The following is a 13,598-nucleotide window of genomic DNA, read 5'->3' as shown; positions in this document are numbered from 1 at the left end:
TCCGTGACGCTCGACCCCACGACTGCCGAGCGCCGAGCCCTGATCACCGGGGCCACCGCCGGCATCGGCGCGGCGTTCACGCGACGACTGGCCGCCGACGGCTGGCACCTGGTGCTCGTTGCCCGCGACGCGGCGCGGCTGACCGAGTTGGCCACCGAGCTGGGTTCCACGTTCGGACGCGAGGTGGAGACGATCCCGGCGGATCTGTCCACCGACGACGGCTGCGCCATCGTGGAGCAGCGGCTCGCCGACGGCAGCCCGGTGCACCTGCTGGTCAACAATGCGGGGATCAGCCTGAACAAACCGTTCCTGCGCTCGACTGCGGAGGACGAGGCGCGACTGTTGCGACTCAACGTGCATGCGGTCATGCGGTTGACCCTGGCGGCGCTCCGACCGATGACTGAACGGCGAAATGGGGCAGTGATAAATGTCTCTTCGGTCGCCGGTTTCGGTACGGCGATGCCCGGATCGACGTACTCCGCCAGCAAGGCGTGGGTCACCAACTTCAGTGAGTCCGTCGGGCAGTCGGCGCGGCCGTTCGGCGTTCGGGTGATGGCCCTCTGCCCCGGCTACACCCGCACCGAATTCCATCAGCGGGCCGGCATCAACATGTCCAAGACGCCCGAGTGGCTGTGGCTGCGAGCCGAGGATGTCGTGGACGAAGCCCTGCGTGACCTGCGCAAAGGCAAGATGGTCAGCATCCCGGCGTGGAAGTACAAGGTGGTCGTCGCCGGCATGCGACACGCGCCGCGGCGGCTGCTCCAGGCGGTCGCGCGGGACACCCGCGGCCGGATCGGTCGCGACGAGCGCTGAGCTTCGACCGGCCCGTCGACCCCCGGCGAGTGATGGGACGGCGTTGGCGCGCCGCTGTCGGGCCAGTTGCTGAGCGTAGTCGAACATCGCCAGTCATCGGTTCCCCCCGGGGCTGATCAGGGTGGACCCCGCACGCGGCGTTCAGAGTTGCGCAGTAACCTCTATCGCCATGGGGGACCACGACGACCTGCGTAAATTCATTACCGACCTGGCTGTGGTCCACGGGCGGGTCGTGCTCTCGTCGGGGCGCGAGGCAGACTGGTACGTGGATCTGCGGCGCGTCACGCTCCATCACCGGGCCGCTCCTCTGGTCGGCCGGGTGTTGCTCGACCTCACCGCCGACTGGGAGTTCGACGCCGTTGGGGGCCTCACCCTGGGCGCGGACCCTGTCGCGCTCTCGATGCTGCACGCCGCCGCTCCGACCGGCCGGGCCCTGGACGCCTTTGTGGTGCGCAAGGCGGGCAAGGCCCACGGTCTTCAGCGGCGGATCGAGGGACCGGAGGTGGCTGGCCGCCGAGTGTTGGCGGTGGAGGACACATCCACGACGGGCGGAAGTGTTTTGACCGCTGTCGAGGCGCTTCGCGAGGCCGGGGCGGAAGTCGTGGGCGTGGTGGTTATTGTTGATCGAGGCGCCGGCGACGCGGTGCGAGCCGCCGGATTGCCGTACCGGGCGGCCTATACGTTGGCTGACCTCGGCCTTGTGGCGTAAAAGTCTGCCGATTCGGATCTGCTGATATGCAGGCGGATCGATGCTGCTGGTGGAAGGATGGAATACGTGGGAACTGCGTTGGCCGAAATGACTATGCCTCAGATCTCGCCGCTAAACGGCGAGCCGATCGAACGTGCCGATGCCGAGCGTCTCGCCGGGGTCCTCAAGGCCCTTGCTGATCCTGCTCGGTTGCGGCTGCTCAGCCTGATCCAGTCGGCCCCCGAGGGCGAGGCGTGCGTCTGTGACCTGACGGCGCCGCTCGGCCTCTCTCAGCCGACGGTCAGTCATCACCTGCGTATCCTCACCGAGGCTGGCTTGTTGCAGCGGGAGAAGCGCGGTGTCTGGGCGTACTACAGCCTGGTCCCGAGTGCGATCGCGACGATCGCCGACCTGCTGACCCCGCCGCGTAAGCGGGCCACCAAGAAGGCCCGCTGACGTAGGCACTACACGCCGTCCCGAGCCGGGGCGGCGTCCGGTGGCGAGCCAGGGGTGGCGCCACCGGTGGTTGACACCTGCTCGTCCCCGGTCGCACCACCGGAGGCCGGGTTCGACATGCCGACGGCCGACCCCCTCACCAGGGGGCCGGCCGTCGTCGTACCGCTCAACGGTCCTGACCGTGCTCCGGGCGCTGATGGCCGTGCTGGTGCCCGTCGTGGTCGAACGCCTCGCGGGCTGCCTCCACGGCGCCGGCGGCACTGGCCGCCGCGACCACAGCGACCGCCTCGCCGCGCTTACGAGCCCGCCTGTCGCGCAGGAACTCGAAGAAGATCGGCAGCACCGAGATCAGAATGATCAGGGCCACCACCGGCAGGATGTAGTGGTCGATCTTGTCGCCGATGGCCTGGTAGATCTGCTCGGCCAGCAGGTAGCCGATCAGCAGGATGCCGTCCACCCAGAGCACCGCGCCCACGATGTTCCAGAGCAGGAACTTCTTGGCCGGCATGCCGAGCGCGCCCGCGACCGGGTTGAGGAACGTCCGGACGATCGGAATGAAGCGCGCCAGCACGACGGCCTTCGCCGGGCCGAACTTCTGGAAGTAGTACTCGGCCTTCTCCACGTACTCCTTCTTGAAGAGCCGGGAGTTCGGCCGCTCGAACATCGGCCGGCCGTACCGCGCGCCGAGCCAGTGCCCCAGCTGTGCGCCGACGATCGCGCAGATCGGCCCACCGATCAGCAGGCCGGCAAGGGAGAGGCGGGTGCCGTCGCCGAAGATCGCGTCCGCCACCGGTGACGAGGCGACCCCGGCGAGGAACAGCAGCGAGTCACCCGGGAAGAAGAAGCCCACCAGCAGGCCGGTCTCGGCGAAGAGGATCACCCACACGCCGATCAGCCCGAAGGTCTGCAACAGATCCTTGGGATCGAGCGGGTTCAGGGCGACGCTCTCCACGAGAGCGCGGGTCTTCTCAGCTGTGTCCACGGCCACAAAGGGTACCGAAGCCCAAGGCCCCGGCCGCGCCGGACCGGCCCGTCACCACCCGCCCGCGCCGTGGGCTCCAACGACGGTGCCCCGCCGACCGTGGTGGTCGGCGGGGCACCGGTGGTGCGGGTGGGTCAGGCGACGAAGCGGGTCCGGCGGCGCTTGGCCACCAGGTAGCCGCCGACGCCCGCGGCGAGCAGCAGCGCGCCGAGGCCGGCGATCAAGCCGGTGGACTGACCGGTGATCGGCAGCGAGCCGCCGTCACCGTCGCCGTCGCCACCGCCCGTGCCGCCGGCCGCGTTGACCAGGATCTTGGCGACGTCGTTGGCCGGCTTCAGGTCCTCGGTGAAGCCCTCGCACTCGCACTTGGCGTTGATGGTGACGGTGCCCGCCGCGTTCTCGATCACCTTGTCGATCCGGAGGCCGATGTCGACCAGCTGCTTCTCGCCGACACCGATGAAGATGTCCGGGTAGCAGCGGTAGAGCTTCGCGCCCGGCTTGCCGGCGTTCTCCCAGTCCTGCTGGTCGCCGTCGAGCGGCGCGCAGAACTCGGGAACCTCGACCGCGGTGGTGCCCTCCGGAACAGCGATGTCGATCTTGGTGACTGGCGAGCCCGAGCGACCGAAGTCCAGCGCGGCCGGTCCGTCGTTGCGGACTCCGACGGAGGCCGTGACCACGTCGCCGGCCTTGCCGGTCAGCTGGCCGCCGACCGCCACCAGGTCCGTGCCGTTCTTGCCGGTGACCTTGACGGTCATGCCGGACCAGTTGTTCATGGGGTCGGTGTCAGCCTGGAAGCCGCGCGCCCCCATCTTGGACGGGACCTCCGGAAGGCTCAGGACCGGACCGTTGCCGGGCTTCCCAACCGAGATGCCCCCGGCCTGGAGGTAGGCGTTGAAGTCCTCGAACTCGGCGATCGTCATCCAGTTGTAGTAGCCGTACTCGCTGCCCGGCGCGTAGGTGTCCTTGCCGAGCACGTAGGACAGCGAAACCGAGCGGGCCGCTCCGGCGGCGGTCACCTCGTCGAAGGCGCAGGTCCGCAGGTGACCGTCCTCGTAGGTGCAGTTGCTGTACTGCTTCTCCGGGCGGATCGCGTAGTCCAGGTCGAAGACCACGGCCGCTCCCTTGGCGGCGGTCTTGCCAGCGTTGCTGAGCGTCAGCGGAGCGCTGAACGTGCCGCCAGGAGCGGACGAGATGTTGGTCTCCTCGCCCGGGGCGGCCAGGTCGACGCCCTCGCCGATCCGCAGCTTGGCGGTGTGGCTGGCCGGAGCGAGACCCTCGGCGCTGACCGTGACCTTGAGGTTGCCGGTGTCGCCGTCGGCAGCCTTCGCGGCCGGCGTCAGGGCCACCTCGAAGAGGCCGCCGAAGGCCCACTCCTCGAGACCGATCTCGAAGGGGTCGGTGCAGACCAGAACGCCGGCCTCCGGCGACTTGCAGTCGAAGCTCGACGATTCGGGCTTGACCTGGACGACACCGTTCAGGTCCCGGTAGTCGTAGGTGACGGTGAGGCCTTCGACCACCACCGGCTCGGAGGCGAACAGGAGGGGGGAGTCGATCTTGCCTTCGGACCCCGCGGCGATCGTGGTGTCGCTGAAATAGACGCCCAGTTCGATGGGCGCCTCCGGGGCGGCGACGGCCGGGCTGGCGGCGGCGGCGACGAACGCGCCTGCTACGCCCAGTCCGGCGAGCCAACGCCGGGTGGAGTGGGTGAGCATGAGGGGGATTCCTCCAGTTGGGGGATCAGGTGGAGCCTGCGGATCTTAAGGAATTGCTAAGGCTGACGGCAGCCCCCAAAGCCGCCGGCTGGGCAAGACGAACCAAAAGGTTGATCAGAGTCACCGCAATGTTCGGTCGGTCCGCTTCCGTCATCTGAGGCAGGAACCCCCGGGAGGTGCAGTGACGTACGAGGAGTTCGCGGACACGCGGCTGGCCCCGCTACTGCGGTACGCGGTGATGCTGACCGGCGAACCACACCAGGCCCAGGATCTGGTCCAGGAGACCATGGTCCGGGTCCAGCTCAACTGGCGTCGGGTCGCCCGCGCGGACTCGCCCGAGCGATACGTACGCCGGATGCTCACCAACCAGTACGTCGACTGGCGGCGCGGCTCGTGGGTGCGCCGGGTGCTGCTGCGCGGGGAGCCCGACGCGTCGGTGCCGGTGCCCACCGATCATGCCCAGTCCGCCGTGGACCGGGACCAGGTCTGGTCCTGGCTGTCCCGGCTGCCGCGTCGGCAGCGGGCCGCTCTGGTGCTGCGCTACTACGAGGACCTGCCCGACGTCGAGATCGCCGACATTCTCGGCTGCGCCGTCGGGACCGTCCGTTCGTCCATCTCCCGGGCCCTGGCCACGCTCCGGGCCGAGTACGTGGAGGCGTGAACATGATCGAGGATGACCTGCGTGCCGCGTTCGCCCGGCGCGAGACGTTGACCCCGTCGACCGGCCCGCTGCGGGTCGCGATCGATCGGCTCGCCGCCGTCCGCCGTCGCCGCCGGCAGCGGTTCCAGGCCGCTGGCGTCACGCTCGCCCTGCTCGGCGCGCTCGGAGTCGGGGTGCCGCAACTGCGCCCCGATCGGCCGGCGGAGGGCCCGTCGTTGTCCGGTCAACCGGCTGGGGGGCAGTCCGGGGCGTTGAACGTCCTGCTGCTCGGGGTGGACGGATTCGGCGAGCAACCGTCCTACCGGTTGGCGGACTCCGTCCTGCTGGTGCACATTCCGGCCGACCGGAGCCAGCCGTACCTCATCTCGTTGCCGCGCGACCTGGAGGTCTCGATCCCCGGCCGGGGGGTCGAGAAGCTCAACAGCGCGTTCTACAGCGGTGCCGGCGAGCCCCGCCCCGACCTGGACGCCGGCTACGACCTGACCCGACGGGTGGTCGCCGACCTGACCGGGGTACGCGTCGACGCCGGCGCGGTGCTGACCTTCGCCGGACTGCGCCGGATCACCGAGGCGGTCGACGGTGTGGAGGTGTGCCTACCCAAGGAGGTTCGGTCCTGGCACACCCGCCGGACCTTCCCGGCAGGCTGTCAGCGGCTCGACGGGGCTGCCTCCGTCGACCTGCTGCGGCAACGGCGCTATCTGCCCGACGGCACGTTGGACCGGGACCGCAACGCCCAGCGCTACGTCGCCGGGCTGGTCCGGCGGGCGGCCGCGCAGGATGTGCTGACCAATCCGGTACGGCTCGCCGCGCTGCTGTCGGCCGCCGGCAAGGGTCTTGCGGTCGATGACGACGGCCTGCCGCTGACCAGGCTGATGGCGGTACTACCCGAGCTGAAGAACGTCGACCCGGTGGGGCTCAGCCTGCCGGTCGGTACCCCGGTGGGCAACGCTTCACGGCTGCCGCTGGACCCGAAGCAGGGCCCGGAGTTCCTCGCCGCGCTGCGCGAGGATCGGTTGGCGCAGTGGGTGGCGCAGCACCCGGAGCAGGTCAATTCCGTCCGCTGACGGAGGGGGAGTTCACGACGACGCCCCGCGGGCCCGGTACGGGCCGGCGGGGCGTCGGTCGGGTCGGGGTGGGTCAGGCGGTGAAGCGGCTGCCGTGGCGTCGGGCGAGCAGGTAGCAGCCCACACCGGTGACGAGTAGCAGGGCGCCGATGCCGGCGATCAGGTTGGTGGGGGCGCCGGTGATGGGCAGCGAACCGCCGCCACCGCCACCGCCACCGTCTCCATCACCATCACCATCACCATCGCCCTGGCCACCGCCGCCCTGGGCCGCGTTGACCACGATGGTGGCCCTGTCGTTGGCCGGTTTGATGTCGTCCTGGAAGCCGCCGCCGGCGGGGCACTCGCACGGCGCGTTGACCCGCACCGCGCCCCGGGCGTTGGGGATGACCTTGTCGATTCGCAGCCGGAACTTCGTGGTGTAGGTCTGCCCGGCCACCAGGAGCATCTCCGAGGCGCACAGGTACGTGCGGGTGGTGTCCTGCCGCAACCAGCAGTTGTCGGGAACCTCGACGGCGGTGGTGCCCGGCGGTAGCTCGACGTCGGTGTGGGTGGCAGCCTCGAAGTCTCCGTTCGTTCGGTCGAGCGTCGCCGGGCCGTTGTTCCGGAAGCCGACGGTCGCCGTGACGACGGTGCCGGCCGTGCCCTTGAGCGTGGCGCCGATCGCCGCGAGGTCGGTGCCGTTCTTGCCGGTGGCCTTGATGGTCCACCCGGTGTAGTCGTAACCCGGGCCGACGTCGGTCTGGTCGGCCTGCCGCACCCTGCCGGGCGCCTCGGCCAGCGCCAGTTTCGGGCCGCTGCCGGGGGCGGCCGCCCGTGCGCCGACGGCCGCCCGCACCCGGGTCAGGTCCTCGAAGTCGGCAGTGGTCATGAACTGGGCGTAGCCGGAGTGGTTGGCCGGCGCGTAGGTGTCCTTGGCGAGTTCGAGGTTCAGCGTGGTGGCCAGCCCGGTGCCCACCGGAATGTCCTCCTCGAACTGGCAGGAGACGAGGTGGTCGTCGGAGTAGCGGCAGTTGCTGAACCGGTCCTTGGTTCGGATCGAGTAGGGGAGGTCGAAGACCGCGACGAATCCGGTGACGGTCTTGTCGCCGGCGTTCGCCACGACCAGCGGCACCGTGAACTTCCCACCCGGCTTGGCGGAGAGGCTGGTGAACGGCCCGCCGGCCAGGTCGACCCCCTCGCCGACCCGGACCCGGGAGGTGTGGCTGCCGCGCCGCCCGCCGGCCGCCTGGAAGCTGACCGCGACGTCGCCGGAGTCGCCGAGCTGCGCGTCTTCGGTGAGGCCGAGGTGCACCCGCTTGGCACCGTTGCGGTAGATCCCGCTGCCGAGCGGCGGCATCTCGTACAGGACGACATCGGAGGGTTCCGTGCAGACGAGAACGCCCGGCTCCGGCGCGGTGCACTCCTGGCCGTCGGCAGGAGTCACAGTGACCTTGTTGGCCAGGGAGCGGTAGTCGTACCGCACTGAGACGTCGCTGAGGACCGTCGGCTCGTCGGCGTACAGCAACAGGCCGCGGATGGTCGCCTCCGAGCCGACGGCCAGGGTGGCGTCCTGGAAGTAGGGCTCGATCGTGGGTGCGGCGACGGCGGGGGTGGCGGAGGCGGCGATCAACGCGCCTGCGGCGCCGAGCCCGGTCAGCCAGCGGAGCGAGTGCTTGAGCATGGGGTCCTCCCGTGGGGTACAGGTGGCGCTCGTCCAACCTAGGGACGCCCAGACTCCCCCGGTAACCCCCTTCGGATCGATATTTGTCTAATGACCCGAACGGCTGAGCACCCCTGTCGCAACGGGCAGCCGACCCCGCGACGGAATCAGCGGTAGTCGTCCTCGTCCCCGGTGACCACCCGGGCCTGCTCCATCGCGTCCCAGTCGTCGACCTCCAGGCCGCGGTGCGGCTCACTGTCGACGTCGGCCGGGCCGGCGACAGTGGCCTGCTCGACCGCGTCGGCCGGGTCGGCCTCGGGGTCGCGTTCGTCGGGCGCGAGGTGGTCGCCGGGGGTGAAGTCCTCGTCGGGCTGACCCATCATCCCTCCCGGGGGTCTCGGGGCACGGTTTCCACCCACCGTACGGGTTGGGCCGGCGCGCCGCCCGGAAGCGGAGTAGGCGGAATCAGCCCTCGGCGACGCGACCCGGTGCCAGGATGGTGCCGTGGGCTTCCTCATCAGACTGGCGATCACCGCGGTCGCGTTGTGGATAACCACGCTGATCGTCCCCGGTGTCGACGTGCACGGTCGCTCGGGTGGCAACACCGTCCTCACCCTGATCGTGGTAGCCCTGATCTTCGGCGTGATCAACGCGGTGCTCAAGCCGGTGATCCGGGTCGTCGGTTGTGTGTTCTACCTGCTGACCCTGGGCCTGTTCGCGCTGGTGGTCAACGCGTTGCTGTTCCTGCTCACCGACCGGATCGCCCGCGGGCTCGACCTGCCGTTCCAGGTGGACGGATTCTGGCCGGCGTTCTGGGGAGCCATCGTGATGACCGTGGTGACCTGGTTGATCAGCGTCATCGTGCCGGACAACCTGGACCGCCGGTGAACGGCTAGCACCCGGGTCGGTTGTTCCGGCGCACCTCACCTACGGGATACTTCCGGGCGGAGGACAGCGCGGTCCGGCGCACAAATGAAGAACAGCGGCCAGCACGGCCGAGAGTGGTAAGTAAGGAGCGCATCACATGCCCATCGCTTCCCCCGAGGCTTACGCGGAGATGCTGGACCGCGCCAAGGCTGGCCGGTACGCGTACCCCGCGATCAACGTGACCTCCTCCCAGACGCTGAACGCGGCGCTCAAGGGCTTCGCCGACGCGGAGAGCGACGGCATCATCCAGGTCTCCACCGGTGGCGCCGAATACCTCTCCGGCCCCTCGATCAAGGACATGGTCACCGGCGCGGTGGCGTTCGCCGCGTACGCGCACGAGGTCGCCAAGAAGTACTCGGTGAACATCGCCCTGCACACCGACCACTGCCCGAAGGACAAGCTGGACGGGTTCGTGCGTCCGCTGATGGGCATCTCGCAGGAGCGCGTGAAGCGCGGCGAGGAGCCGCTGTACCAGTCGCACATGTGGGACGGCTCGGCCGTGCCGGTAGCGGAGAACCTTGAGATCGCCGCGCAGCTGCTCGACGAGGCCGCCAAGGCCAAGATCGTCCTTGAGATCGAGGTCGGCGTCGTCGGTGGCGAGGAGGACGGCGTCGAGAACGCCATCAACGACAAGCTCTACACCACCACCGATGACGGCCTGGCCATGGTCGAGGCGCTCGGCCTCGGCGAGAAGGGCCGCTACATGGCGGCGCTGACCTTCGGCAACGTGCACGGCGTCTACAAGCCGGGCAACGTCAAGCTGCGTCCGGAGATCCTCAAGCAGATCCAGGACGCCGTCGGCGCCAAGTACGGCAAGGACAAGCCGCTCAGCCTGGTCTTCCACGGCGGCTCGGGCTCCCTGCTGAGCGAGATCCGCGAGGCTCTGGACTACGGCGTGGTGAAGATGAACATCGACACCGACACCCAGTACGCCTTCACCCGCCCCGTCGTGGACCACATGCTCCGCAACTACGACGGCGTGCTGAAGATCGACGGCGAGGTCGGCAACAAGAAGCAGTACGACCCGCGCGCCTGGGGCAAGGCCGCCGAGGCCGGTCTGGCCGCCCGGGTCGTCGAGGCGTGCGAGCACCTGCGCTCGACCGGCACCACGATGACCAAGTAAGGACGTCCCACCCGACGGCCGGCTCCCCGCACGGGGGGTCGGCCGTCGTCGTCAGGTCGTCAGCAGGCGTACCGCCTCGCGAACGTCGTCGGTGAGGTGGATCGTCGACGACAAATCACCGAACGGGGACGCGGCCAGCAGCGGACGCAACAGCGCCTCCACCGGCAGCTCGACGGTCCAGTAGGCGCGGTCCAGGAAGATGTACGCCCCGCTGGCGCCGTCGGTGCCGTAGTAGGTCTTGGTGGCCGCCTGGAACACCTCCTGCACCGTGCCCGCCCGCCCCGGCGCGAAGACGATGCCGCCCCGGGCGAGGCGCAGGATGGTGTCCTCCCGGATCGCGTTCGAGAAATACTTCGCGATCCGCCCGGCGAACAGGTTCGCCGGCTCGTGCCCGTACAGCCAGGTCGGAATGGCCAGACCACCCGCACGCGCCCAGCCCAGGTCGTCGCCACGTTGCCGGGGCACCCCCGCGTACCGCTGCCGGACCGTCAGCGCCGTGGCCGTGTACCGGTGGTGGTCGGTGAAGTCGGGGGCGGTGGCCAGCAGGTCGATCGCGGCCGTCACATCGGTCGCCGGCCGGTCCGCCAGGTAGGCGCCGAGGTTCGCGGCCTCCATCACACCCGGGCCGCCGCCGGTCACCACCAGCCGGTCGGCCCGCGCCAGCTCCCAACCCAGCACGGCCGCCATCCGGTACGCCGGACTGCCGCGCCGCACCGCGTGCCCGCCCATGATGCCCACCACCGACTGCGGCCCGTGTGCGGCCAGCCAGACCCGGGTGGCGTCGGCCAGCGCGTTGTCCACTCCGTGGTCGTGCAGCCGCTGGCCCAGCGCCTCCTTGACGTCCGGCAACGCGCCGCCGTGCGCCCGGTAGTGGTCGTACACCCGGGTGTCGTACATCCCGGTGAACCCGCCCTCGGCGAACCCGGCGGCCAGTTCGTCCGGGGTGTAGAGGTGCGTCGGCTGGGTGGGGTACGGCAACCCGGAGAACGGCGGCACCACGTTCGCGCCACGCCGGACCAGGTCGGCGCCCACGTCCCGGGACGCGAACCGGCAACCGACGAAGAGGGTGCCGGCGACGTCGACGCTGGTCAGGTCGGGCACCGGCGCGAGGTCGAGCCGCAGGCCCTGCACGGTCAGCCCGGTCAGCCGACCGGTGATCAGCTGTTGGTCGAACTCGGGCCGGGTCTGGATCTCACCGGCGTGCAGGTGCGGCTCGATGACGTCTGCGGGAGGTGGGGTCGGCACCCGGCCATCCTGCCCCTCCGCCGGGGCCGGTCAAACCTCGGGCCAGGGGTGGAACCGACAGGAGCCCGGTGGTCGTGGCCACCGGGCTCCTGCATAACCGGTTCCTGGGGAGGCTCCGGACCATTAGTTGTAGTGGAAAACACCAGGCAACGGCATAGGCCGCAGGCGTGACCAACTCCTCAGCCGTTCAGCGGGACACGTCGGCCGACCCGCTCGCGTGTCGCCCTGTCCAGCGGGTTGAATGGGGCGATGCAGAACCTTTTGCCAGAGCCACCGGCCACCCGCCTGCCCGTGAACGACGAGGCCGACGCCGCCCTGGCTGCCGCCGACGAGGCCGGCACCGATGAGGCGTACGCCAACGTGGCGGCCGGCTTCCCGACCTACAGCGCGGCCTGGGCGGAGCTCGCGGCGCGGGCGTTCGCGCAGGGCCAGGTGGTGACGGCGTACGCGTACGCCCGCACCGGCTACCACCGGGGCCTTGACCAGCTGCGCCGCAGTGGTTGGAAGGGGCACGGCCCGGTGCCGTGGTCACACGAGCCCAACCGGGGCTTCCTCCGCTGCCTCTACGTGCTGTCCCGCGCCGCGGACGAGATCGGCGAGGCCGACGAGGCGGCCCGCTGTGCCCAGTTCCTGCGCGACTGCGACCCGGAAGCGGCGGACGCGCTGGCGAGCAACTGACCCCGCCCCGACGGCCGGCCCGACATCGGGCCGGCCGTCGGCGGGTTACAACCCTTCGGCGACCGCCGCGGCGATCTTCAGCCAGGCGTCCCGGGTGGCAGAGGAGAGCCCGCCGTACCGGATCGGCTCGCCGCTGTCGATGAGCCGCTCGTACGGGGCCAGCAGCACCGCCCGGGTGCGGGCCGCGAAGTGCTCCTGGATGGCCGGCAGGTCGATCTCCTTGCGGGACGGTGGCATCGACACCACCGTCACGGCCTGACGGACCAGCCGTTGCCGGCCGCTCTGCTCCAGGTGGTCGAGCATTCGGGCGGCGGTCTCGGCGGAGTCGTTACGGGCCGACATGGTGACCACGAGCTGGTCGGTGGCGTCCATCGACGCCTGCCAGTTCTGCGCCCGGACGTTGTTCCCGGTGTCCACGAAGATCAACTTGTAGAACCGGCTGACCACCTCACGGATCTCGGCGAACGCGGCAGCCGTCAACATCTCGCCACCGGTGGCCGACTCGTCCGAGGCCAGGACGTCGAACATCCCCTCGCCCTGCGAGCGGACGTACTGCGACAGGTCGCCGACCCGCCCGTGCGCGCCCTGGAACTGCCCGAGGTCACGCAGCATGTCCCGCACCGTGCGGGAGTGGAAGTCCTGCTGGGCGCGCATCCCGAGGGTGCCCTGGGTCTCGTTGTTGTCCCAGGCCAGCACGTAGCCGCCGCGCTTCTGACCGAACGTCATCGCGAGCAGCAGAATGGCCACCGTCTTACCGGCGCCGCCCTTCGGGTTGACCACGGTCACCTGCCGCAGGCCGCCGAAGTTGCGGCGCACCATCTCGATGTCCCGCTTGAGCTCCTGCTCGTGCCGCCCCGGAGAGAGCCGGAGCAGGCCCATCTTGTTGACCACCGCGCGTACACCCATGGTCGCCACCGGGTCGGCGGGTCGAACCTGGCGGCGTCGGGCGAAGTCCTCGGCGGTCGGCGCGGCGGTGGTGTCCGGTGTCCAGCTCGCGTCCGGGTACGCGGACGCGTCCGGGTACGCGGGGGCCGGCACCCGGGTCACCCCGTCGGCCTCCTGGTACGACTGCCCGGGCGTGCCGCCGGGCGAGCCCTGCTGCCAGGGTGGTGGGTACCAACCCGGCGAGGGCGGGAACGGCCCGGGCGGTGGGGTCGCCGGCCCGGCCTGCCCGGGAGCGTGCTGCGGTGCGGCAAGGCCGTGCGGTGGGTTGCTGAACTGCGTCACGTCCGGCGGCGGCGGAATCTGCGCCGGGCCGGCCTGGCCGGGGATGGTCGGGGTGAACGGCTGCCCGGGGTGTGCCTGCGCGGGACCGGCGTGCGGGACGACCGGCGGAGGCGGAATCGGAGGCGTCGCGCCTGCCTCGTCCTGAGCGGGCGCGGCCGTTCCGGCCGGGCGTTGCGGCGGGTACGCCCACGGCGACTCGGCAATCGGCCGCGCCGGCCCGTCTGCCGACCCGTCCGCACCGGGCCCACCAGCCTGCTGCACCGGCTGGCCGGGCTGTGGTGCCGGCCCACCAGCGGTCCCCCCACCAGCTTGCGGTGTCGGCCGGCCAGCCTGCGGTGTCGGCCCGCCAGCCTGGGGCACGGGTCCACCCGGCTGCGGTGCCG

14 protein-coding genes are annotated in these 13,598 nt (G+C 70.5%); 8 read left to right on the top strand and 6 right to left on the bottom strand.

The window, feature by feature from the left end; translation table 11 throughout:
- Window positions 1-3: 3 nt before the first annotated feature.
- The 3 genes from GUI43_RS26240 to GUI43_RS26230 all read left to right on the top strand — a co-directional run bounded on the left by GUI43_RS26240 (window position 4) and on the right by GUI43_RS26230 (window position 1,957).
- Complete coding sequence (locus tag GUI43_RS26240) at window positions 4-813, top strand: SDR family NAD(P)-dependent oxidoreductase (RefSeq protein WP_112700010.1); 810 nt, start codon at window positions 4-6, stop codon at window positions 811-813.
- Between the two features lie 169 nt (window positions 814-982).
- On the top strand, window positions 983-1,522 hold the full coding sequence (gene pyrE / locus GUI43_RS26235) for an orotate phosphoribosyltransferase (protein ID WP_112586136.1): 540 nt from the start codon (window positions 983-985) through the stop codon (window positions 1,520-1,522).
- A gap of 57 nt (window positions 1,523-1,579) precedes the next feature.
- Entirely contained in the window at window positions 1,580-1,957 is a 378-nt protein-coding gene (locus GUI43_RS26230) for an ArsR/SmtB family transcription factor (RefSeq protein WP_030332125.1), read from the top strand.
- Between the two features lie 166 nt (window positions 1,958-2,123).
- Here GUI43_RS26230 and GUI43_RS26225 read toward each other — a convergent pair whose 3' ends face one another.
- Both GUI43_RS26225 and GUI43_RS26220 read right to left on the bottom strand, forming a co-directional pair.
- Window positions 2,124-2,945, bottom strand: a complete 822-nt coding sequence (locus GUI43_RS26225) for a DedA family protein (protein ID WP_112586138.1) — start codon at window positions 2,943-2,945, stop codon at window positions 2,124-2,126.
- Between the two features lie 128 nt (window positions 2,946-3,073).
- A complete protein-coding gene (locus GUI43_RS26220; protein WP_112700009.1) occupies window positions 3,074-4,651 on the bottom strand; it encodes an LPXTG cell wall anchor domain-containing protein in 1,578 nt (525 codons plus the stop codon).
- 181 nt (window positions 4,652-4,832) lie between these two features.
- Here GUI43_RS26220 and GUI43_RS26215 point away from each other — a divergent pair, with 181 nt between their 5' ends.
- Window positions 4,833-5,312 carry a SigE family RNA polymerase sigma factor gene (locus GUI43_RS26215; protein ID WP_112586142.1) on the top strand — a complete coding sequence of 160 codons (480 nt, stop codon included), beginning with the start codon at window positions 4,833-4,835 and terminating at the stop codon, window positions 5,310-5,312.
- A 2-nt stretch (window positions 5,313-5,314) separates the two neighbouring features.
- The gene (locus tag GUI43_RS26210; RefSeq protein WP_112700008.1) at window positions 5,315-6,376 is read left to right on the top strand and encodes an LCP family protein; all 1,062 of its coding nucleotides are present in this window, start codon (window positions 5,315-5,317) and stop codon (window positions 6,374-6,376) included.
- 73 nt (window positions 6,377-6,449) lie between these two features.
- Here GUI43_RS26210 and GUI43_RS26205 read toward each other — a convergent pair whose 3' ends face one another.
- Window positions 6,450-8,036, bottom strand: a complete 1,587-nt coding sequence (locus tag GUI43_RS26205; RefSeq protein WP_112700007.1) for an LPXTG cell wall anchor domain-containing protein — start codon at window positions 8,034-8,036, stop codon at window positions 6,450-6,452.
- A 146-nt stretch (window positions 8,037-8,182) separates the two neighbouring features.
- Window positions 8,183-8,395, bottom strand: coding sequence for a hypothetical protein (locus GUI43_RS26200; RefSeq protein ID WP_091397476.1), 213 nt, complete (start codon window positions 8,393-8,395; stop codon window positions 8,183-8,185).
- Between the two features lie 124 nt (window positions 8,396-8,519).
- Between GUI43_RS26200 and GUI43_RS26195 the strand changes: the two genes are divergently transcribed.
- On the top strand, window positions 8,520-8,903 hold the full coding sequence (locus GUI43_RS26195) for a phage holin family protein (protein ID WP_030491363.1): 384 nt from the start codon (window positions 8,520-8,522) through the stop codon (window positions 8,901-8,903).
- A 136-nt stretch (window positions 8,904-9,039) separates the two neighbouring features.
- Entirely contained in the window at window positions 9,040-10,065 is a 1,026-nt protein-coding gene (gene fbaA / locus GUI43_RS26190; protein WP_088950924.1) for a class II fructose-bisphosphate aldolase, read from the top strand.
- A 51-nt stretch (window positions 10,066-10,116) separates the two neighbouring features.
- Here fbaA and GUI43_RS26185 read toward each other — a convergent pair whose 3' ends face one another.
- A complete protein-coding gene (locus tag GUI43_RS26185; RefSeq protein WP_112700006.1) occupies window positions 10,117-11,310 on the bottom strand; it encodes an LOG family protein in 1,194 nt (397 codons plus the stop codon).
- Between the two features lie 249 nt (window positions 11,311-11,559).
- On the opposite strand from GUI43_RS26185, the gene GUI43_RS26180 reads away from it, so the two are divergent.
- Window positions 11,560-11,988 (top strand): DUF3151 domain-containing protein, encoded by a 429-nt coding sequence (locus GUI43_RS26180; protein WP_091396135.1) that lies wholly within the window; start codon window positions 11,560-11,562, stop codon window positions 11,986-11,988.
- A 45-nt stretch (window positions 11,989-12,033) separates the two neighbouring features.
- On the opposite strand, the gene GUI43_RS26175 is transcribed toward GUI43_RS26180, so the two are convergent.
- Window positions 12,034-13,598: MinD/ParA family ATP-binding protein (locus GUI43_RS26175; RefSeq protein ID WP_502322464.1), on the bottom strand; the 1,565-nt coding region annotated here is incomplete at its 5' end.

Origin of the sequence: Micromonospora noduli (genome assembly GCF_003264365.1) — a bacterium.
GTDB classification, from domain to species: Bacteria; Actinomycetota; Actinomycetes; order Mycobacteriales; family Micromonosporaceae; genus Micromonospora; species Micromonospora noduli.
This window is presented reverse-complemented; position numbering and strand designations above follow the sequence as displayed.